22 protein-coding genes, 2 tRNA genes and 1 pseudogene are annotated in these 19,973 nt (G+C 69.1%); 12 read left to right on the top strand and 13 right to left on the bottom strand.

Annotation, left to right across the window (positions count from 1 at the left end):
- The first annotated feature begins 42 nt into the window (after positions 1 to 42).
- From ACIBHX_RS42650 to ACIBHX_RS42630, 5 genes are all read left to right on the top strand, one after another.
- Positions 43 to 963, top strand: a complete 921-nt coding sequence (locus tag ACIBHX_RS42650) for a bifunctional DNA primase/polymerase (RefSeq protein ID WP_397073461.1) — start codon at positions 43 to 45, stop codon at positions 961 to 963.
- Positions 964 to 1,162: 199 nt separating this feature from the next.
- On the top strand, positions 1,163 to 2,161 hold the full coding sequence (locus ACIBHX_RS42645; protein ID WP_397073460.1) for a DUF3631 domain-containing protein: 999 nt from the start codon (positions 1,163 to 1,165) through the stop codon (positions 2,159 to 2,161).
- A 128-nt stretch (positions 2,162 to 2,289) separates the two neighbouring features.
- Complete coding sequence (locus tag ACIBHX_RS42640) at positions 2,290 to 2,478, top strand: helix-turn-helix transcriptional regulator (RefSeq protein ID WP_397073458.1); 189 nt, start codon at positions 2,290 to 2,292, stop codon at positions 2,476 to 2,478.
- Positions 2,478 to 2,852 (top strand): hypothetical protein, encoded by a 375-nt coding sequence (locus tag ACIBHX_RS42635; RefSeq protein WP_397073457.1) that lies wholly within the window; start codon positions 2,478 to 2,480, stop codon positions 2,850 to 2,852. Before ACIBHX_RS42640 ends, ACIBHX_RS42635 begins: the two co-directional genes overlap by 1 nt.
- Entirely contained in the window at positions 2,809 to 3,921 is a 1,113-nt protein-coding gene (locus tag ACIBHX_RS42630) for a tyrosine-type recombinase/integrase (RefSeq protein WP_397073456.1), read from the top strand. The genes ACIBHX_RS42635 and ACIBHX_RS42630 overlap by 44 nt, the downstream gene beginning before the upstream one ends.
- A gap of 55 nt (positions 3,922 to 3,976) precedes the next feature.
- Here ACIBHX_RS42630 and ACIBHX_RS42625 read toward each other — a convergent pair.
- Both ACIBHX_RS42625 and ACIBHX_RS42620 read right to left on the bottom strand, forming a co-directional pair.
- A tRNA-Arg gene (locus ACIBHX_RS42625) sits at positions 3,977 to 4,049 on the bottom strand.
- A 56-nt stretch (positions 4,050 to 4,105) separates the two neighbouring features.
- Positions 4,106 to 4,651: a hypothetical protein gene (locus tag ACIBHX_RS42620; RefSeq protein WP_397073455.1), complete on the bottom strand. Its 546-nt coding sequence runs from the start codon at positions 4,649 to 4,651 to the stop codon at positions 4,106 to 4,108.
- A gap of 133 nt (positions 4,652 to 4,784) precedes the next feature.
- Here ACIBHX_RS42620 and ACIBHX_RS42615 point away from each other — a divergent pair, with 133 nt between their 5' ends.
- Positions 4,785 to 5,951, top strand: coding sequence for a sensor histidine kinase (locus tag ACIBHX_RS42615; RefSeq protein WP_397073454.1), 1,167 nt, complete (start codon positions 4,785 to 4,787; stop codon positions 5,949 to 5,951).
- Positions 5,948 to 6,577 carry a response regulator gene (locus ACIBHX_RS42610; RefSeq protein ID WP_397073453.1) on the top strand — a complete coding sequence of 210 codons (630 nt, stop codon included), beginning with the start codon at positions 5,948 to 5,950 and terminating at the stop codon, positions 6,575 to 6,577. The genes ACIBHX_RS42615 and ACIBHX_RS42610 overlap by 4 nt, the downstream gene beginning before the upstream one ends.
- A gap of 22 nt (positions 6,578 to 6,599) precedes the next feature.
- Here the strand turns inward: ACIBHX_RS42610 and ACIBHX_RS42605 are convergent, their stop codons facing one another.
- From ACIBHX_RS42605 to ACIBHX_RS42595, 3 genes are read right to left on the bottom strand one after another with little or no spacing between them, the layout of a single operon-like run.
- Positions 6,600 to 7,061 carry a MaoC family dehydratase gene (locus ACIBHX_RS42605; protein ID WP_397073451.1) on the bottom strand — a complete coding sequence of 154 codons (462 nt, stop codon included), beginning with the start codon at positions 7,059 to 7,061 and terminating at the stop codon, positions 6,600 to 6,602.
- Positions 7,062 to 7,072: 11 nt separating this feature from the next.
- Complete coding sequence (locus ACIBHX_RS42600; protein WP_397073450.1) at positions 7,073 to 8,341, bottom strand: hypothetical protein; 1,269 nt, start codon at positions 8,339 to 8,341, stop codon at positions 7,073 to 7,075.
- The gene (locus ACIBHX_RS42595) at positions 8,338 to 8,823 is read right to left on the bottom strand and encodes a SigE family RNA polymerase sigma factor (protein WP_397073449.1); all 486 of its coding nucleotides are present in this window, start codon (positions 8,821 to 8,823) and stop codon (positions 8,338 to 8,340) included. The genes ACIBHX_RS42600 and ACIBHX_RS42595 overlap by 4 nt, the downstream gene beginning before the upstream one ends.
- Before the next feature lie 196 nt (positions 8,824 to 9,019).
- Between ACIBHX_RS42595 and ACIBHX_RS42590 the strand changes: the two genes are divergently transcribed.
- Positions 9,020 to 10,201 (top strand): AAA family ATPase, encoded by a 1,182-nt coding sequence (locus tag ACIBHX_RS42590; RefSeq protein WP_397073447.1) that lies wholly within the window; start codon positions 9,020 to 9,022, stop codon positions 10,199 to 10,201.
- A 104-nt stretch (positions 10,202 to 10,305) separates the two neighbouring features.
- Here the strand turns inward: ACIBHX_RS42590 and ACIBHX_RS42585 are convergent, their stop codons facing one another.
- Together ACIBHX_RS42585 and ACIBHX_RS42580 are read right to left on the bottom strand one after the other, a co-directional pair.
- The gene (locus tag ACIBHX_RS42585) at positions 10,306 to 11,100 is read right to left on the bottom strand and encodes a MauE/DoxX family redox-associated membrane protein (RefSeq protein ID WP_397073446.1); all 795 of its coding nucleotides are present in this window, start codon (positions 11,098 to 11,100) and stop codon (positions 10,306 to 10,308) included.
- A complete protein-coding gene (locus ACIBHX_RS42580) occupies positions 11,097 to 12,044 on the bottom strand; it encodes a hypothetical protein (protein WP_397073445.1) in 948 nt (315 codons plus the stop codon). The genes ACIBHX_RS42585 and ACIBHX_RS42580 overlap by 4 nt, the downstream gene beginning before the upstream one ends.
- 218 nt (positions 12,045 to 12,262) lie before the next feature.
- Between ACIBHX_RS42580 and ACIBHX_RS42575 the strand changes: the two genes are divergently transcribed.
- On the top strand, positions 12,263 to 12,760 hold the full coding sequence (locus ACIBHX_RS42575) for a SigE family RNA polymerase sigma factor (RefSeq protein WP_397073444.1): 498 nt from the start codon (positions 12,263 to 12,265) through the stop codon (positions 12,758 to 12,760).
- On the opposite strand, the gene ACIBHX_RS42570 is transcribed toward ACIBHX_RS42575, so the two are convergent.
- On the bottom strand, positions 12,693 to 13,244 hold the full coding sequence (locus ACIBHX_RS42570) for a MarR family winged helix-turn-helix transcriptional regulator (protein WP_397073443.1): 552 nt from the start codon (positions 13,242 to 13,244) through the stop codon (positions 12,693 to 12,695). The two genes, ACIBHX_RS42575 and ACIBHX_RS42570, sit on opposite strands and share 68 nt — an antisense overlap.
- A gap of 102 nt (positions 13,245 to 13,346) precedes the next feature.
- Here ACIBHX_RS42570 and ACIBHX_RS42565 point away from each other — a divergent pair, with 102 nt between their 5' ends.
- Together ACIBHX_RS42565 and ACIBHX_RS42560 are read left to right on the top strand one after the other, a co-directional pair.
- On the top strand, positions 13,347 to 13,907 hold the full coding sequence (locus ACIBHX_RS42565; protein WP_397073442.1) for a YceI family protein: 561 nt from the start codon (positions 13,347 to 13,349) through the stop codon (positions 13,905 to 13,907).
- A gap of 120 nt (positions 13,908 to 14,027) precedes the next feature.
- A tRNA-Ser gene (locus ACIBHX_RS42560) sits at positions 14,028 to 14,116 on the top strand.
- 122 nt (positions 14,117 to 14,238) lie between these two features.
- Here the strand turns inward: ACIBHX_RS42560 and ACIBHX_RS42555 are convergent.
- Complete coding sequence (locus ACIBHX_RS42555; protein ID WP_397073441.1) at positions 14,239 to 14,583, bottom strand: hypothetical protein; 345 nt, start codon at positions 14,581 to 14,583, stop codon at positions 14,239 to 14,241.
- A gap of 170 nt (positions 14,584 to 14,753) precedes the next feature.
- Between ACIBHX_RS42555 and ACIBHX_RS42550 the strand changes: the two genes are divergently transcribed.
- Entirely contained in the window at positions 14,754 to 15,965 is a 1,212-nt protein-coding gene (locus tag ACIBHX_RS42550; RefSeq protein WP_397073440.1) for an alpha/beta hydrolase family protein, read from the top strand.
- 74 nt (positions 15,966 to 16,039) lie between these two features.
- On the opposite strand, the gene ACIBHX_RS42545 is transcribed toward ACIBHX_RS42550, so the two are convergent.
- From ACIBHX_RS42545 to ACIBHX_RS42530, 4 genes and pseudogenes are all read right to left on the bottom strand, one after another.
- A complete protein-coding gene (locus ACIBHX_RS42545; RefSeq protein WP_397073439.1) occupies positions 16,040 to 17,002 on the bottom strand; it encodes a carbohydrate kinase in 963 nt (320 codons plus the stop codon).
- Positions 16,999 to 18,129 carry an ABC transporter ATP-binding protein gene (locus ACIBHX_RS42540; protein WP_397073438.1) on the bottom strand — a complete coding sequence of 377 codons (1,131 nt, stop codon included), beginning with the start codon at positions 18,127 to 18,129 and terminating at the stop codon, positions 16,999 to 17,001. The genes ACIBHX_RS42545 and ACIBHX_RS42540 overlap by 4 nt, the downstream gene beginning before the upstream one ends.
- 113 nt (positions 18,130 to 18,242) lie before the next feature.
- Positions 18,243 to 18,950 (bottom strand): annotated as a pseudogene (locus tag ACIBHX_RS42535) (DeoR/GlpR family DNA-binding transcription regulator); the annotation flags it as partial.
- Between the two features lie 4 nt (positions 18,951 to 18,954).
- Entirely contained in the window at positions 18,955 to 19,968 is a 1,014-nt protein-coding gene (locus ACIBHX_RS42530) for an NAD(P)-dependent alcohol dehydrogenase (protein ID WP_397073437.1), read from the bottom strand.
- Positions 19,969 to 19,973 lie beyond the last annotated feature (5 nt).

The raw sequence follows: 19,973 nt of genomic DNA, 5'->3' as shown, positions 1-19,973 counted from the left end.
CCGGACACCGCGGCCTGCGAATCCCGGAAGGGAAGGCGTCCAATGGGGTGGCCTGACAGCATCGACACCGCCACCGCCGCCCTGAAGGCCGTACGGCGCGGCTGGCATGTCTTCCCGCTGACCCCAGGCGGCAAGAAGCCGCTGCGTGGGTTCACCGACTGGGAGTCCCACGCCAGCAACTGCCCCGAGACCATCGCGACGTTCTGGCATCGGCCGTACAACATCGGCGTGGCCTGCGGCCCCTCCCGGCTGGTCGTGATCGACCTGGACATGCCCAAGCCCGGCGAACAGCCAGCCGCCGGGGGAGAGCAGGGCTTTCGCCTCCTGTGTGAGAAGCACGGCCAGCCGTACCCCGGCGACACGCTGACCGTGCGCACCCGCCGCGGTGGAATGCACCTGTACTACCAAGCCCCCGAGGGCGTACGGCTGAGCAACACAGCCGGACAGCGCGGCAACGGCCTCGGACGGCTGATCGACACCCGCGCCTCGGGCGGCTATGTGGTCGGCCCAGGCAGTTACGTCAGCCAGCACGACGGCACCGGCTCGTACACGGTGATCCGCGACGTCTCGCCCGCACCGCTCCCGGCCTGGCTCGTCGAACGGCTGGCACCAGTTCCGCCGCCGCTCGCCAGTCTGCCCGAACTCCTCGCCGACCTGCCTGCACACCGGCTGACCCGGTACGGCGAAGCCGCCCTACGCGCCGAGACCGACCGCGTGACCAGCGCCCCACCCGGCGGCCGCAACTACGCGCTCAACCTCGCCGCCTTCAACCTCGGCCAGCTCACCGCCCGCAACGTGCTGCCCGAAGACCTGGTCACCTCGGCCCTCGCTCGCGCCGCCGAACTGGCCGACCACCGCCACCCGAACCACGACCCGAACTCTCCCCGCGAGATCGCCGCCGTCATCGCCTCCGGTCTGGCCGCAGGCATGAGGGCGCAACGACGCCGCCGAAGGGCGGCATGAGCACCACCAGAGGGGAACCCATGACCCACCCACCGACCGGCGCGGACCTACTCGACCAGCTCCGCGCGGCCCTGACCCGCTACGTGATCCTGGCCTCACCACAACTCACCGACGCAATCGCGCTGTGGATCGCCGCCACCCACGCCCAACCAGCGTGGGCACACGCCCCACGCCTCGTGATCCGCGGACCGGAAAAGCGGTGCGGCAAGTCCAGGCTGCTGGACATCGTGGAAGCCACCTGCTTCCACCCGTTCATCACCGTCAACTCCTCATCCCCGGCCGTCTACCGATCCATCACCGACGACCCGCCGACAATCCTGGTGGACGAGGCCGACCCGATCTTCGGGCCAAGGCCGACGGCAACGAAGACCTCCGCGGTCTGCTCAACGCCGGGCACCAGCGCAACCGGCCCGCCAAGCGCTACGACGCCGCCAAGAACCAGGTCGAATCCATCCCGACCTTCGCCATGGCGGCCCTGGCCGGCATCGGCGCCATGCCCGACACCATCGAAGACCGCGCCGTGGTCTGCAAGATGCGCCGCCGCGCACCCAACGAGACCACCGCCCCCTACCGGCTCCGCCGCGACCGGCCACCGCTGCGGACACTGGCCGCTCAGATCAACCAGTGGCTGCGCGCCGACCTGTCCATCCTGGAGGCCGCCGAACCACTGATGCCCGGCGAAGACCGCGCCGCCGATACCTGGGAACCCCTGGTCATCGTCGCCGACCACGCCGGGGGATCCTGGCCCGAACGCGTCCGCGCCGCCGCCGTGGCGTTGACCACCGAGGCCGACGAACAGTCCGCCAGCTCACCGCGGCTACGCCTGCTCACCGACTGCCGCGCTGCGTTCGGCACCGACACCGCCCTGCCCACCGCGGCGTTGCTGGAACGCCTCAAGACCGATCAGGAAAGCGAGTGGTGCGAGCACGGCCCTGCCGGACTGACCGCGATGAAGCTCGGCGTCCTGCTGCGCGAGTACGACATCCGGTCCACCACCATGCGGTTTCCCGCGCCGATCGGCCAGGCCAAGGGCTACCAGCGCGCCGACTTCTTGGACGCCTGGGCGCGCTACTGCCCGACCGCCGAACCCGTTCCCGAGGCCGATGTCGTGCCGCTCACCGGGGGGAGCCGTACCAGCCGTACCACCCGTCCCGCCGCAGGTCAGAGCGGTACGGCTACGAATCTTGGTACGGCTTGAGCCGTACCACCAAACAAGCCGTATCAGCCCTGACCAGGGAAAACGACCCTGGTACGGCTGGTACGGCTCCCCCGCCACGCACCTCGCCAAGGCACGCCCGCACGCACCACGGAAGGACCCGGAAGGCCATGTCAGCCTCCAACGCAAAGCTCACGCTCGCCGAGGTCTGCGCAGAGCTGCGGATCTCCCGATCCACCTTCTACGAGTGGCGCGCCAAGCAGCGTGCGCCGCGCTGCATCACCCTGCCCAACGGCTCACTCCGCATCCGCCGCCACGACCTTGAGAGCTGGCTCGAATCCCGAGAGGACGCCGCCTGATGGATGACACCACGTTCAACGTTCGCGTCTTCAAGACCGAGAAGCGCAAGAACGCCAAAGGCGCGGTCACCTCGCATCGAGTCCTCTGGCAAGTGGCTGAGCGCATGTGGAAGCGGCCCTTCCCGAAGGAAGCGCAGGCGGACGCTTTCCGGAGCAAGCTGGTCACTGCCTCACGAAACGGCGAGCCGTTCAGCGTGACCACCGGCGAGCCCGTCTCGTGGGCGCGAGCCGACCGTCCTGACCTGAGCTGGTACGCCTTCGCGTGCAAGTTCGTGGACATGAAGTGGACGGACGCGTCCGCCAAGCACCGCGCTGGAATCCGCGCTCACGATGGCCACGTTCGGCCTGCTCGACAGCACCCCGTGGCCGTATGACGGCAAGGAACTCCGTACCGCCCTTCGCCGCTGGGGATTCAACACCAAGGAGCGCGCGAACTGCCCTGACAGAACTCGGGAGATCCTGAAATGGGTGGAGCGGCACTCCCTGCGGATGTCGGCTCTCTCCACCGCTGCGATCGCGCGCAGCATGCTCAATGCGGCGACCAGCCGCCTGGACGGAAAGCGTGTCGCCGCCAGCTCGAACCGGCGGCATCGAGTCATCCTCTCCAGTGCGCTGGCCTACGCGGTGGAGCTCAAAGTGCTCGACAAGAACCCGATCCCGGAACTCAAGTGGAAGGTCACCAAGACGACCTTTCAGGTGGACCGGCGCTCTGTGGTCAACCCGGAGCAGGCGCGCGCTTTGCTCGCTGCGGTTGAGAAGCAGAAGCCGAGTGGCGTCCTGCTCATGCCGTTCTTCGCCACGCTCTACTTCACCGGACTGCGTCCCGAAGAGGCCGTCAACCTACGGGAGAAGGACCTGACGCTTCCCGATGCCGCCGGCACCTGGGGAGAGTTCTACCTGACCGGCGCGACGCCTGAGGTCGGCAAGGAATGGACTGATTCCGGCGACCAGCGCGACACTCGCGGCCTCAAGCACCGCGCCGAGGGTGAAGCCCGATCCGTCCCTTGCCCTCCCGAACTGGTGACCATCCTGCGCAGGCACCTCAAGGAGAACGGCACCGGCCCCGATGGCCGCGTGTTCCACGGCGCTCACGGCGCCGTGCTCGCCAAGAGCACGATCCTCCGAGTCTGGCGGAAGGCTCGCGAGCAGGCCCTGACCAAGGAGGAGTACGCCTCACCGCTGGCCAAACGCCCCTACGACCTGCGGCACGCTTGCCTCTCCACCTGGCTCAACGCGGGCGTCTCGCCCAAGCAGGTCTCCGAGTGGGCAGGCAACAGCGTGGCCGTACTTCATCGCACCTACGAGGCCTGTCTCGTAGGTCATGACGAGATCGCCATGCGGAGAATCGCCGAGGTCCTGGGCTCTTCCCCGCGGGAAAACATTGGGAAGGATCAACCGGATACGGCTGATCAGAGCCAGACACAGCCGGACGCCGAGACATGATCGCAAACATGCAAAAGCCCTGGTCACTGTGATGATGACCAGGGCTTGCGCTGTGCGCGGCCGACAGGAGTCGAACCCGTAACCTTCTGATCCGTAGTCAGATGCTCTATCCATTGAGCTACGGCCGCTCGGTGCTTAAGCAAGCATAGCGGGTTCCGCCCAGTGCCTCGAACCAGTTAGCGGCTCAAGTGCTCTCCGTCCGCGGCTTCTTGGGCCAGAGGGTGTAGCTGATCGGCCACAGCAGGGCGATCGCGGGCACCTTGAGCATGCCGTACATGAAGTCCACCAGCGCCCCCGTCCGGGAGGGGTCGTCGACCAGCCAGACCAGGCCGAGCAGGAGGGCGCAGGCGATGCCGTAGGCGACGACGATGCGCAGCCAGATGCCCCATTCGTACCGGGCGCGGGCCATGCCGCCTGCGGGCGGCTTCCAAGGGGGCGGGCCGCCGGCGAAGCGGTGGTGGAATTTGGCGTCTGCCCAGCGGATCGTACGGTGACCGAAAACGATGGAGTAGGCCAGGTACGCGGCGGCCAGGCCGTGGCGGAGGTCGGCGACGGCGCCGCTGCGCATGTCGATGACGGCCGCCACCAGCAGGATCACGTCCAGCAGGGGTACGGCGAGCAGCAGCGCGGTGCTGAGCCGGCGGCGCCGCCAGAGGTAGCGGCTGGCCAGGCCGAGCAGGAGCAGCACCCAGAAGCCGACCTCGCAACCGATGATGACGCCGAGAATCATGCGTCAATTGTCGAGAACGAACCGGTATGGCACATCCTCACCTGATACGAGCCTGTGGATACATCGAAGTGTGTATCCACAGGCGACCCCGCGAAGGACGCGAGCACCCCGCGGCGGTGGTGGGATGGGGGCCATGAAAAGCGCGGCGCCGTGGGCGGCTCTGGCCTTCGCCCTGGGCCTGCTCCTGATCTGGGGCGGGGCCTCCGTCCCGCGCGGCATCTCGGGCTCGCTGCTGGTGCCGCCGCTGGCGCTGACCTGCGCGGGTGTGGTCGTACGGCGGAGCCACCCCATCGCGTCGCTGGCCCTGGGCACCGTGGGCATCGGGCTCGACATCGCCGTCGGCCCGTCGCTGGCCACGGTGCTGGTGTTCACCGACAACCTCTACGCCGCCGCGCTGTACGGCCCGGCCAGACTGTCACGCTGGCTCCTGGGCCTCACCTCGGTGCTGGCGGTGCTCGCGGGAGCGGTGACCGCGTTCGTGGCGCACGACCTGCGCATGGTGGCCGTGATCGGCATCCAAGCGGGGCTGGTCCTGGTCACGCCCGTGACGACGGCGCTGGTGCTGCGGCAGCAGCGCGACCAGGCGGAGACCGAGCGGGCCAGGGCCGAGCAGGTGGCCCACCTGGCCGAGCTCGACAGGCAGGCGGCGATCTCCGCCGAGCGCACCCGGATGGCCCGCGAGCTGCACGACATGATCGCCAACCACTTCAGCGCCATCGCGATCCAGTCCACCGCGGCGCTGTCGCGCGAGGACCTCGACCCGGCGACGATCCGCAAGATCATGGAGTCCGTCCGGGCGAACAGTGTGAAGGGCATGGCCGAGATGCGTTCCATGATCGGCCTGCTGCGCCAGGAGGGCGACGAGCCGGACGCCACCCGGCTGCGACTGGCCGACTCGGAGGGCCTGGTCGAGCGTTCCAGGCAGGCGGGCATGGACGTGGAGCTCCGCGTCGACGGCGCGCCCAGGGAGCTGCCCGCCCCGGTCGACCTGGCGGGCTACCGCATCCTGCAGGAGGCGCTGACGAACGCCCTCAAACACGGCGACTCGCCCGCGAAGGTCCATATCGCCTACAAGCCTGAGCACGTCACGCTAACGGTCGACAACGTGGTCAGCGACGGTCAGGCCCGGCTTCCCGGTTCGGAGGCGGGGCTGGTCGGCATGGAAGAACGCGCGACGCTGGTGGGCGGCACGTTCGAAGCAGGCCTGAGTACCCCGGGTCCGAGGGGCCACGCTGGCCGGCAACAGAAGTGGCGGGTCGAGGTCACACTGCCCGCCCCGGTCGAGGAGGACGTCGCTTGACGATCAAGGTGCTGGTTGCCGACGATCATGCGGCCGTGCGTGCGGGGATCGTGCTGATCCTCGACGGGGCGGCGGATCTGGAGGTGGTCGGCGAGGCGGCCGATGGGGAGCAGGCTGTCGCGATGGCCCGCGAGCTGCGCCCCGACGTCGTGGTCATGGACATCAGGATGCCCAGGCTCGACGGCATCTCGGCCACCCGCGAGCTGGCGGGGGTGGCCGACGTGCTCATCCTGACCACCTTCGACATCGACGAGTACGTCTTCGGTGCGCTGCGCGCGGGGGCGGCCGGGTTCCTGCTGAAGAACACCGACGCCGACGGGCTGGTCGACGCCGTGCGCCTGGTGGCCAGGGGCGACGGGCTGATCTCCCCGGGCGTGACACGCAAGCTGATCAACGCCTTCGCCGCGCAGCCTGCCCGCCAGCCGAGCACGCGCGATCTGTCCGTGCTGACCGCCCGAGAGCAGGAGGTGCTGGCGTGCATCGCCAGGGGCCTGTCCAACGCCGAGATCGCCGGCGAGCTCGACATGGCGGAGGCCACCACGAAGACGCACGTCAGCAGGGTGCTCGGCAAGCTGGGCTTGAAGAGCAGGGTCCAGGCAGCGATCTTCTATTCGGAAAGCGGCTGATCGCCGACCAGGGCGCGGCCGGCTACTCGCCGGCGGGGACGTACAGGCTGAGGGTTTCCGCGATGCAGGCCGCACGCTTCTCCCCCTCGACCTCGATGGTCATCTTGAGGTTGGACAGGTAGCCGGCGGGCGTGCCCTTGACGTCGGTCAGCTCGCCGGTGGCCCTGATCCGCGCGCCGACCGGCACGGGGCGGGGGAAGCGGACCTTGTTCAGGCCGTAGTTGACGCCCATCACGATGCCCTCGACCTTGACCAGCTCGAGCATGAACGACGGGAGCAGCGCCAGGCTCAGGTAACCGTGGGCGATCGGGCCGCCGAAGGGACCTTCCTTGGCCCGCTCGACGTCGACGTGGATCCACTGGTGGTCGTCGGTGGCGTCGGCGAAGAGGTTGACCTGCTCCTGGGTGACGGTGCGCCACTCGGTCGGGCCGAACTTCTCGCCGACGGCCGCCTTGAGTTCCTGAACGTTCGCGAAGGTCCGCATGAGTCGGAACGCTATTGCGCTGGCGGGACGGCTGCCAAGTTGATGACCCGGTACTTGTCCGGTTTGTCGTCCTTGGTGGCTCCCCAGTAGACGATCGTGCTGGGCTCCCATGACGTGCCCACGCCGGACCAGTCACCAGGCACCTTGAAGGTCGCCATCGTGTTGGTCTCCAGGTCGTACACCGCGTCCCGCGTGGTCAGGAAGCGGCTCAGGATCGGGTAGTCGTTGAGAGCGCCGCCCACCGCCACGCCCGGCAACGTGCGGCTTTGGGTACCGTCGACGCGCTGGACGATCGAGACGATGGCGTCCTTCTGATGCGCGTAGCACCAGACGGGTCCGCATCGCAGATTGGAGTAGCCTTCCGGCGGGTGCACCTGGCGGACCTCGCCGGTCTTGAGGTTCACCACCTTGGTCTGGTTGCGTTCCGCGTTGTTGCCGTAGGCCGGGATGTCGCCCGCCCAGGGCCAGTCGATGATGAACAGACCCTCGCTACCTGCGACGGGCGAGGGAAGGCCGCCCGACAGCGGCATCGCGTAGACGCCGCCCAGCGTGCCGTTGGACCACACGACCCGGTCCCCGTCGAGCGCGAAGGCCCGCATGTCCCTGGCCTGCGTGCCCTCCAGCGTGCCGAAGCGCTCGGGGATGCCGCCCGACCTGGGCACCTTCCAGAACTCGACCACCGGCGTGCCGTCGGGCTTCCTGGCGTTGGCGTACCAGGCGACGTTCTGGTCGTCGAGGTCGGCGGCCTGCGGGTAGTACTGCTTCAGCCCTGGCGTGGTCGGGACTTCGGTCAGCACGCGGAACTGGCCCGTGGCGGTGTCGTAGATCTCGATCCTGCCGGCCTTCTCGAACGATGACTCGGCGTCGAGCAGCACCTCGGTGGCGCTGAGCCCGGTGATGGGGCGGTAGCGCCAACCGTCGGCGCTCTTGGCGGGCATGGTGAAGATCGCCTGCGGCCAGAGCTTCTCGATCGGCTGGGTTTCCATCTTCTCCGAAGTGAAGGTGATCTCACTGGGCTCGTCGGTCGGCGTGGAGGCGGCCACCGAAGCCGGGGCCGTGGGGGCCGCCGCCGTGTCGTTCCCGCCCCCGGTGGAGAGAACGCCCCTGGCGACAGCCGTACTCACCCCCACCACCGCGACGACGGAGACGACCGCGAGAGCCTGGGCCCGTCGCCTGGCGCGCCGGCGACGGCGCCGCGACACGCCGGCGAGCAGGTCGGTGTCCGGCGCACGGGCGGCGGCCTCTCGCATCGCGCCGGCCAGTTCGTCCTCAGTCCTCATGCCCGTCCCCTTTCGAGCACCGCAGGCTTGACCCGGAGCGCGGCGAGCGCGCGGAAAGCCTGGCTGCGTACCGTTCCCCGTGAGACGCCGAGGATCTCGGCGATCTCCTGATCCGCCAGGTCCTCGTAGTAGCGCAGCACGAGCACGGCCCGCTGCCTGCGCGGCAGCGTGCGTAACGCGTTCCACAGCTCGCCGGAGGCATGGCTGTCGACGTAGAAGCCCTCGGGGACGTCGTCTGTGAGGTGTTCCCTGCGCCGCCTGCGCCACCAGCTGATGTGCTGCCTGGCCATGATCGTGCGCACGTACGCCTCGGGATTGTCCTTGTTGCGTACGCGGCGCCAGGCGTCGCTCAGCTTGAGCAGGGCCTCCTGAACCAGGTCGGCGGCGTCATCGGGGTTGCCGGTGAGCACGTAGCCGTATCGGAGCAGGGCCGAACCCCTGGCGCGGACGAAATCCTCGAACTCCACATCTCCGAGACGCACGGGCCGCTCGCTCTGTTGCAAAGATCTTTACTCGAAACCATCGCGCACGTGTTCGAGTCGGCGCTACTATTCTGGGTAGCGACTCGAACAGAGGTTCGGCCAGGTGGGAGGGGGTGTCATGCTGACTCAGACACGCCGTAGCTGTTTCTTCCCAAATCTACGACGCCCGCTATACCCCGCAATAAAGTCCGAGAGCGTGGACCCCGTGCGCAATCCTTACGCCCCCGGAGCCGGGCAGCGCCCGCCAGAGCTCGCCGGGCGCGACCGCGAGCTGCAGCAGTTCGAAGTCGTGCTGGAGCGGGTGGCCCGTAGCCGTCCCGAGCGCAGCATGGTCGTCACCGGACTGCGCGGCGTCGGCAAGACCGTGCTCCTCAACACCTTCAAGTCCATGGCCATGCAGCGGCTGTGGGGCACCGGCAAGATCGAGGCCCGCCCCGACCAGTCGATCCGGCGTCCCGTGGCGGCCGCCCTGCACATGGCCATCCGCGAGCTGGCCCCCCGCCACCGCGCCCCCGAGCGGATCGAGGAGTTCCTCGGCGTGCTGAAGGCGTTCGCCATGCGCGACCCGGCGGCGGCCAAGGGCACCTCTCACTGGTCGCCCGGCATCGAGGTCCCGGCCAGCCGGGGCCGCGCCGACTCCGGTGACCTGGAGATCGACCTGACCGAGTTGTTCGTCGACGCGGCGAGCGTGGCCACCGACCTGGGCGTCGGCATCGCCCTGTTCATCGACGAGATGCAGGACGTGCAGGCCACCGACGTCTCGGCGCTGTGCGCCGCCTGCCACGAGCTGTCCCAGTCGGGCGGGCCGCTGATCGTGGTCGGCGCCGGGCTGCCGCACCTGCCCAGCGTGCTGTCGGCCAGCAAGAGCTATTCCGAGCGACTGTTCCGCTACGCGCGCATCGACAAGCTCGACCGGGAGGCGGCCGACATGGCGCTGATGCTCCCGGCGCGCGAGGAAGAGGTGGAGTTCACCCAGGAGGCTCTCGACGCCCTCTACGAGGCGGCCGACGGCTATCCGTATTTCGTCCAGGCCTACGGCAAGGTCGCCTGGGATCTGGCGCCGCGCACCCCGATCACGGTCGACGACGTCAAGGTCTCGGCTCCGGAGGCCGAGCAGGAGCTGGCGGTCGGCTTCTTCGGCAGCCGCTACGAGCGCGCCACCCCGGCCGAGCGCGACTACATGCACGCCATGGCCCAGATCGGCGACGAGCCGGTGGCCACCGCCGAGGTCGCCGACGCCCTGGGCCGCAAGCCGTCCAGCCTGTCGCCCGCCCGCGACAGCCTGATCAAGAAGGGTCTCATCTACAGCGCCGAACGCGGCCTGATCGCGTTCACCGTGCCGCATTTCGGGAGGTTCCTGCGTGCCCAACCGATCTAGACCGGCACCCCTAGTCCTCTATTGGGCTGTCTAGTGGGGAAGCTAGATAGCCCAATAGAGTCAAATCGTCATGCCCGTCGAGGGAAATCTACGGCTGTCTAGCGTCAGGCCGATACTGGCGTATATTCCGGCAGAGACTCCGGGCTGACCACCGCCACCCGGACGGCCGGCCGGCGTCCGCTGAGGTAGACGGCGAAGACGACGTCCGCCTTGCCGCGGCTCTGGAAGACGAAGAAACGCCAGCACAGCTCGCGCCAGCTGTCGTACGGCTCGGCCGAGACGAGCTCGCCGGCGTGTGCCCGCCAGGTGCTGCTGCCGCGTAGCCGCGACAGCGTGACGCTCTCCGCCGGTGCGGGCCGCTGCTCGCACGGCGCCCGATAGCGAGCCCGGTCCACCAGTTCCTCGATCTCAGGTGACAGTACGGCGAGCGCGACCACCCCGGCGGCGATCATCGCCCACGGCGGGTGGGCGAACACCACCCAGCCCGGCACCGCGGACCAGACCGACATGACGGCCATGCCGGTCAGCACCAGGGTCCTGCCGATCGAACGCAGCCCCACGGGTGTGGAGCTCACCTCGCCGAAGCAGCCGCAGCCCGCGTCCGGACGCCGCCGACGCAGCTCGAGCAGCACGTAGGTGGACAGCGCGAAGAAGGCGACCGTCCCCCAACGGAAGAACGGGTGAGTGGTGAACGACAGCCCCGCCGCGAGCACGACCTCGCCCACGGCACAGCACAGCAGCGCGGGGACCTGCAGGCGCCCCGGCACCAGAACGGCCGGCCCCAACCTGGCCAGCGCTCCGGGCTCGGCCCCCGACCGGACGGTCGCCACCTTGGCAACCGTCCCCATCAGGAGCAGCACGATCAGAACCGGTAGCTGCGACTCCAGCACACGCGTCACCCCAATCCGATCTGAGCATTGAAACACCCTTTGAGGAGATCGCCCCCCAACTCCACGTAGACGGTGGGCGACAGCTCGACGATCCGCCCGCGCGGCGAGGTGCCGCATTCAACGCATCTGTCGCAGAAGCGCCCCGCCAGGCAGCCGCACGCCACCACCGGCACGTTGGCGGCCCGGTCCGTACAGGTGTTGCGCACCTGCAGCAACGACCCGATCGCGAGGTACGGCAGGCCGGCGCAGGAGACCTCGGCGTCGGGACACCCGGCATCGGAACGCTCCACCATCGGGTAGGCGGCGCCGTGTTCCTCCTCGTCGAAGGAGTCCGACCAGATGGCGGTGCCCGAGATGCGTGGCTGGAGTCCGGCGTAGGCGGGGGGCGGGCCGGGCACGGCGCGCGCGGGGTAGGCCGGTTGCGAGGTGGCGGGCAGCAGCGCCAGGCTGCCGCCGGCCTGGCGGACGCCGATCGCGTCGAAGAGGTAGCCGGGTTCGAACTGCGGGTGGCGGACCCGGATGCGGCCGGTGGCGCGGTAGGGGATCACGACCGTGCGGCGGCCGCGGTGGGGGCCGCAGTCGAGTTCGACCGACAGGTCCCTGCGGCCCTCGATGGACAGGATCGTGCCGGTGATGCGGGTCGTGTCGGCCCAGATCCGCTCGACGACGCGGCCCTCGCGGAGCGCACGCATGATCACCATGGATCCGACGGCGATGTCGGCGGGCGCCGCGTCACGGCCGTTCCACGCCTTGGCCCAGGGGGCGATGACCAGCCGCTCCTCCATGCCGTCCGGAGTCTCCACGATCGCGAGGTGCGGGCTGATGTCGAGGATCTCGCCGGTGACCGCGTGCAACGGGTCGCCGCTTTCCGGATCGGGGCCCGGGGTGCCGAGCTCGCGTCCCAGCGCCGCGGCCGCGAGCAGCCGGCGGCGCTCCACGCTCGGATACCCCATATGCCCCTCCTTCTACGCGATACAAGACTCACACGGCTTACGGCGCGGCTCACGCCGTACATCCCGAAAGAGAGCAAAATACGCAACCTCCGGGGCAGGAGTTGACACCCCTCGTCGAAGAAACCGCCACCGACCTTGACCTACCTTTATCGTGGCCAGGCCGAATCGTGAATTCTGGTTCAGCTACATCCGGGCCCAGGGCTGCGATTCTGGCCACAATGCAGACTGCCGGCTGGGAAGAGGAGTTCCGCGAGTACGTCAGGGCGCGCGGGCCCGCTTTGCTGCGCACGGCGCACCAGCTGACTGGACACCCGTCGGACGCGGAGGATCTGCTCCAGAACGCGCTGACCAAGACATACCTCGCGTGGGACCGCATCCAGGATCGAGGGGCGCTGGATGGATATGTCCGGCGGGCCATGGTCAATATCAACATCTCGCAGTGGCGGCGGCGGAAGGTGGCGGAGTTTCCCTCCGACGACCTGCCGGAGCAGGCGTGCGGGGCCGAGCAGTGCGGCGATCTCCATGAGCGGCTCGACCAGGCGCTCGCGGGACTGCCCGAACGGATGCGCGCGGCGATCGTGCTGCGGTACTACGAGGACATGAGCGAGCCGGAGATCGCCAAGACGCTCGGCATCAGCCTGGGGACGGTCAAGAGTACGGTGTCGCGGGCGATGGCGAAGCTCCGCTGCGAGCTGGGGATTCCGCCTCAGCAGTAGCGGTGCGGCCCGGGGCCTCCGCGCCGGCCGTCGCGCACGGACGGACCACCTCGCGGATCTTGCGGAGCGTGGCCAGGAACGCCTCGAGCTCCTCCTCGTCGAGCAGGCTGGTGAAGCACGCGTCGATGTCTTCCAGATGGAGGGGCAGCACCTTCTCCAGGCGCGAGCGCCCCTCGTCGGTCAGGGTGGCGTAGGAGGCGCGCCGGTCGGTCGCACAGGCGATCCGCGCGACCAGCCCCTCACGCTCGAGCCGGTCGATGACCCTGGTGACACCGCTGGTCGACAGCCCGGTCTGGGCCGCCAGGTCGGTCATGCGCAGGCTCTGCCTGGGGGAACGGGCCAGCCTGATGAGCGTCTCGAAATCGATCTCGGACAACCCGGCCGCGCTGAACACCGGAGTCATCCGGGCGGTCAGCCCGGCATGGACCTCGCTCAGCAGGCCCATCGCCGTCAGCCGGGGGTCGTCAAAGGGGATCACATTCATACTCTACCCGACGTTAGTTGACGCGCGGAATATTCCTCGTGTAGACATTTGTTGTCGCAAACATCCGCACCGCAAGTACCCACCCTGAGGGAGAACCCACCCATGAGCACTCGCACCTGGGAAGGCCTGACGATCCCGGCCGCCGGCACGTACAACCTCGACGTGAACCACACCCAGATCGGCTTCGTCGTCAAGCACATGATGGTGAGCAAGGTCCGCGGCCGCTTTGACAAGTTCGCCGGTTCCGTGACGATCGCGGAGAACCCGCTCGAGTCGTCCGCCGAGCTCACGATCAACACCGACAGCATCACCACCGGCGCCCCGGACCGCGACGGCCACCTGCGGAGCGACGACTTCCTGGCCGCCGAGAAGTTCCCGGAGATCACCTTCAGGAGCACCCGCGTCGTGAGCCACTCCGGCGACGAGTTCACGGTCGTCGGTAACCTGACCGTCCGCGACGTCACCAAGGAGGTCGAGCTCACGGTCGAGTACGGCGGCGCCGGCACCAACCCGTGGGGACAGGACGTCTGGGGCTTCGCCATCACCACCGAGTTCGACCGCGAGGGGTTCGGGCTGACCTGGAACCAGGCTCTCGAGACCGGCGGCGTCCTGGTGGGCAAGAAGATCAAGGTCGAGATCGAGGGCGAGGCCAACCGGGCCTGACCCTTCATCCACAGAGGGTTACCCACAGGGTGTGGATAACCCTCTGTGGCGACGCGTCGGACAACCGCTTTGCCGCGTCGCCGGAAGGCCGGTACGCTGTGCTGAGCCGCGTGGCTTCCAGGAGGATTCGCCTAGTCAGGTCTATGGCGCCGCACTGCTAATGCGGTTTGGTGGCAACACCATCCGGGGTTCAAATCCCCGATCCTCCGCCGGCCGAAAGGCCCTCTCCTTCACAGTGGAGAGGGCCTTTTCTCGTGAAGGTCGCCGTTAGCCTCGCTGGCATCCTTCATCTGCATGCAGGCGACCTGGGTGTACCTCTCCGTAGTCGTCTTCAGGTCAGTGTGCAGGGCGTGTTGCACACTGGGCAGTGAGCCCGTTTGGCGTTCGAGCTGACCTCGACGTCGCACTGTGCGCAGCGTCCGTCTTCCCATAGCCCCTGCTGGGGTCCCGGACCACCGTCGTAGTGGTCCCGATCGGGCCAGGCCACCAGCGTCACGTCGATGCCGACGGGCTCCTGCTCGTAGGCGGTGGCCGTGGCCAGGACCAGCTTCGTACGCAAGCCGTTGCCGTCCTCGGCATGCTGGGGCAGGACACGGCTCAGCACGTCGACCAGGTCGTGCACGGGTAGCCGCTCGAGCTGCCGGGCCAGGCGAACACGATCCTCGTCGGTACTCACCCGATCGACCGTAGCCGAACCCGACGAAGAAGCCTCGACGCGCATCGAGCCCCGTATCGACGCCTACCGCGCTGTCCATTCCCAGCACGGGCTTGGTAAGGCTGTCACTACCACTAAAGCGGGGGACGTCCTGATCGGGGCGGGCATGTGCGGGTGGATAGTGTCCCGTCGTGATCAAGAATTTCCCCCGTATCGCGGCTCTCACCTGCGCCGCTCTCATGGCCACCGCGCCTGTGACGGCGACCGCCGCCGCGGCGGCTCCCGCCAGAGGAACCCTGGTCAAGGCCGAGCGGTCGGCCGGTATGACGAGCAGCGAGGTGAACGCGTTCCTCGGCAAGGCGGGCTTTCCCGCGATTGAGAACGCCAAGGGCGTCGACCTCTACAGCGTCACCTACCGCACCGTCGATGTGAACGGCAGGCCCACCACGGCCACCGGGGCGCTCGCCCTGCCCCGGACATCCGCCCACAAGCTTCGCGTGGTCAGCTACAGCCACGGCACGATGGCCGACAAGCGGGCGGCTCCCTCGGTGGCGTCCACCGGGGAGGGTCGCTTCCTGCCGGTCTATTTCGCCACCCACGGCTTCGCCACGGCCGCCGCCGACTATCTCGGGCTGGGCGAAGGGCCGGGCGCGCACCCATATATGCACACCGCCACCGAGGCCGGGGCCTCCGTCGATTTCCTCAAGGCCGCGCGGACGCTCGCCCGGCAGCACCAGATCACGCTCGACAAACGGATCATGGTGACCGGATTCTCCCAGGGGGGTCACGCCGCCATGGCCCTGGGCGCGGCCCTGCAGAAGGACAGCGACCTGGCCGTGTCCGCGATCGCTCCCATCAGCGGCCCGTTCGACCTCGAGCACGCCGAATTCCCCGCCGCGGTCGACGGCGAACTGGACGGGCGGTCTGCCGCGTTCTATCTCGCCTACTGGCTGACCTCGATGGACCGGATCTACGACCTCTACCAGAATCCGTCCGAGGCGTTCCGCCCGCCGTACGACGCGAACGTCACGGACCTGCTCGATGGAAGCCATGACCTGGACACCATCGCGGCGGCCTTGCCGTCCACGCTGGACGAACTCCTCACCCCTGCCTACATCGACAAGCTCCGCAATCCCACGGGTCGTTTGCTGCAGGCGATCAGGGAGAACGACACGACATGCCAAGACCTGCGCGGTGGAGCGCCCGTGCGACTGTTCGCCGCCACCGGCGACCGCGACGTGGTCTTCGCCAATTCCTCCCGCTGCCTGGAAGATTTGCGGGCGCGGCACATCGAGGCGACCCTCACGGAGGTCGGCGACGTGAACCACATCACCTCGCTCAAAATGTCGCTGCCCCAGGTGCTGGCCTGGTTCCAACAGAGGTCCGACGCCTCGGGCGGCTGAACACCGTACTCGGTGGGGATGCGTCCATGGTCGATTCATGTTCTCGTCCGGATGGAGCAGATGCGCCTGGTGATCTAGGGGAGGGCTTTTGATTTTTCTGGGGGCGTCGCGGTTTGGCCGGCCAGTTCTTGCTGCCAGGGTGGGTCGGCGCCGACGTGGGTGCAGGTGATGGCGGCGATGTGCAGGGCGTAGGCGAGCGCGGTGGTCAGCTCCCCGGTGGGGATGGCGCCCAGCCGGTCACGGGTGAGCCTGCCTGCCCGGTCGAGCGTGGCGAGCAGGCCCGACATGAACGCGTCCCCCGCACCGACGGTGTCGACGACCTGGACCTTTTCGGCGGGTAGGTCGACCGGGCCGTCAGGGCCGAGCGCGTGCACGCCGTCCGCCCCGCGGGTCACCACGACGAGACGCGGCCCGCGGGCCCGCAGGCGGGCCGCGACGGTCGCGACCGGTTCGCCGGGTGCGAGCCAGGCGACGTCCTCCGAGCTGAGCTTGACGAGGTCCACCAGAGTGAGCCAGTGGTCGAACCGGCTGCGCAGCCGGTCGGGATCGCGGGCCAGCCGTGGTCTCAGGTTCGGGTCGAAGGCGAGGGTACGGCGCGGCCGTTCACCTTCGAGCAGCTGCTCCAGCGTGGCGCCCATGCTGGGCACGGCCAGGGCGAGCGATCCGGCCACGTGCAGGCAGCGCGTGGCGGGCGGCAGCGCGGGCAGCTGTTCTGGCCGCCAGCCACCGTCGGCGCTGCCCTCGACGTAGAAGGCGTACTGCGCGGCGCCTCCCGCATCGAGGGTGACGACGGCCAGGGTGGTCGGCTCCGCGGCGGGGATGGCGAGGCTCAGGTCGACGCTGGAGGTCGTCAGGTGCGCGCGCAGCAGCCTGCCAAACCCGTCGTCGGCGATCCGGGCGAGCATGGCCACGTCGATACCGAGCCGGCCCAGCCCGACGGCGACGTTCATCGGGCTGCCCCCCGGCCGGGGGGTGTAGGCGGCCTCGTCGGGCAGCGGTACCAGGTCGACCAGCGCCTCCCCGCACGCCACGATCATGTCTCGTTCTCTCCGGCGGGCAGCCGCTGACCGGTGATCGCGGAGAAGAGCCGCTCCTTGCCCGGCCGGATGCGCAGCCGTACCCGCTCACCCTTGGCCGGCGGGGCGTTGGGGTCGACTCGCGCGATCACGGTCTGGTCCAGGAGGGCCGGATCGTCCGTGTCGGCGTACTGGCCGTACAGGAAGGCGTCCGAGCCGAGCTCCTCGACGACCGTGACGGTGACGGGGAAGGTCGGCTCGTTGGAGTCGCCCTCGCCGACCACGTCGACGCCCTCGGGCCGGAAGCCCAGGATGAGCCGGTCGCTGCCCTCCTGCTTGAGCGCGTGCAGCGTCTCGCGCGCCAGCTGGATCCGCATGTCGCCGAGGACGGCGTCCTCGCCGTCGACGCGGTACTCCGCGAGGTTCATCGCCGGGGAGCCGATGAAGCCGGCCACGAAGACGTTCTCCGGGTGCTGGTAGAGCCGCAGCGGCGTGTCGACCTGCTGGAGCAGGCCGTCCTTGAGCACGGCCACCCTGTCGCCCATCGTCATGGCCTCGACCTGGTCGTGGGTCACGTAGACCGTCGTCACCCCGAGCCGGCGCTGGAGGGCCGCGACCTGGGTGCGGGTCTGCACGCGCAACTTGGCGTCCAGGTTGGACAGCGGCTCGTCCATGAGGAACACCTTCGGCTCGCGCACGATCGCCCGGCCCATGGCCACGCGCTGGCGCTGCCCTCCGGACAGCTCCTTCGGCTTGCGGTCCAGGTACTCCTCCAGGTCCAGCAGGCGCGCGGCCTCGCGTACCCGGCGGTCGCGCTCGTCCTTCGGAGCCTTGATCACCCGCAGCGCGAAGCCCATGTTGTCGGCCACCGACATGTGCGGGTAGAGCGCGTAGTTCTGGAACACCATCGCGATGTCCCTGTCGCGGGGAGCCAGGTTGGTGACGTCACGGCCGCCGATGCTGATCGTGCCGGCGTCGACCCGTTCGAGCCCGGCCAGCATGCGCAACGACGTGGACTTCCCGCAGCCCGACGGCCCCACCAGGACCAGGAACTCGCCGTCGTGGATATCGAGGTCGAGCGCATCCACCGCGGGCCGTTCTGTTCCGGGGTAGACGCGCGTCGCCTGTTCGTAAACGACTTTTGCCATCGATCTCTCCTCACATCTAACGGCCGGCCGTACGGGACGTCGACGAGCAGCAGGCGAGGGCCGAGCCGGCGGACGGCCCTTTCCTCGTCCTGCGGTACGCCCCGATCGGTGATCACGGCCTCGTAGGCGCTGACGTCGCGGTGGCTGAAGGGCGCGTGGCGGCCGAACTTGGAGGAGTCCACCAGCAGCAGGTGCTGCCTGGCCGCGTCGAGCATCGCCTCTTTGACCGCGGCGTGGCCGCGGATCGGGTGGTAGAGGCGGCCGCGGGTGATGGCGACCGCCGACATGACGGCGAGGTCGGCGTGCAGCCGTGCCAGGGCGCGTGACACCTCGGGCCCGACCGTCGAGTCGAAGGCGCTCTGGTAGTCGCCGCCCAGCAGGACCGCTTCGCTGTGCGCGGTGGCGGCCACGATGCGCGCTATCGCGACGGAGTTGGTGACCACCGTGTAGCCTCCGCGCTCGTCGAGCCGCCGGGCCAGGGGGAACAGCGTGGTCGAGTCGTCCATGAGGATCACTCCCCTGGACGGCAGCTCGCCCAGGGCGGCCTCGGCTATCGCTTCCTTCTCCGCCAGCCTGATCTGGCTGCGCAGCTGCGAGGAGACCTCGGTGGTGACGGCCGCGACGATCGCCGCGTGGCCGCGGTACTTGCGCAACAGGGAACGGCCGGCCAGCGCGTCCAGATCCCGATGCATGGTCATCAGGCTGACGCCGAACTCCCCTGCCAGTTCGGCGATGCCCGCCTCCCCGGCTTCCGCGACGCGCGAGAACACCGCCCGCCGCCGTTCCTCGAGGCCGGAGGTCGTGGTTCTGGCTCTCGCCATGCCATCACTCCATGGGGCGTACAACGGCCTTGACCACCTCGGGATGGCGGCTACCGGCTCTGAGCGCGTGTTCCACGTCGTCCAGGCCGTGGTGGCCGGTGACCAGGGCGTCCAGCCGGACACGTTCCGAGGCGGCCAGCGCGATGGCCTGCGGCCAGGTGTTGGCGTAGCGGAAGGTGCCCGTGACCTCGAGCTCGCGGGTCTGCACGTGCGCCAGGGGCAGCGGGATCTCGTCGCCGCCCATGCCGACGAGGACGACGCGTCCGGCCCGGCCGACGGCACGGATGGCCTCACCGATGGCGGCCGGCTGGCCCGAGCATTCGAGCAGCACGTCGGGCTCGAACCCGGCGTCGGACAGGCTGTTCTCGCGCACGTCGAGGGTCTCGCTCGCGCCGAGCTCGCTGGCCAGGCGGAGGCGGGCCGCGTTGACGTCGGTGATCATGACGTCGGTGGCGCCGAAGGCGAGCGCTGCCTGCATGCACAGCAGCCCGACCGGACCGGCGCCGGTGACGAGCACGCGGGTGCCCGGCTCGACCCGCGCCTTCCGGCAGGCCCACACGCCCACCGACAGCGGCTCGATCAGGGCGGCCGCGTCGTCCGACAGGCTGTCGGGAACCGGATGGGCGAACTCCTCGTGCAGCGTGACGTATTCGCAGAAGGCGCCGTCGATCGGCGGCGTGCCGAAGAAGCGCATCCGGGGGCAGAGGTTGTACCTGCCGGCGCGGCACTGCGCGCAGGTGAAGTCGGGCACCCCGGGCTCCAGCGACACGCGCTGCCCCGGCTTGTGGCGGGTGACGTCGGATCCGACGGCGACCACGGTCCCTGACGGCTCGTGCCCGAGTACCAGCGGCGATTCCACCACGAAGTCGCCGATCCGGCCGTGCTCGTAGTAGTGCACGTCGGAGCCGCACGTTCCGACGGAGGCGACCTGGACGAGCACCTCCCGCGGGCCTGGCTCGGGCCGGGGCCGCTCCTCCAGCACGATCTTGCCGACGCCGTGCAGTACGGCTGCGCGCATGGGTC

Origin of the sequence: Nonomuraea sp. NPDC050536 (assembly GCF_044457685.1) — a bacterium.
Taxonomy (GTDB): Bacteria; Actinomycetota; Actinomycetes; order Streptosporangiales; family Streptosporangiaceae; genus Nonomuraea.
This window is presented reverse-complemented; position numbering and strand designations above follow the sequence as displayed.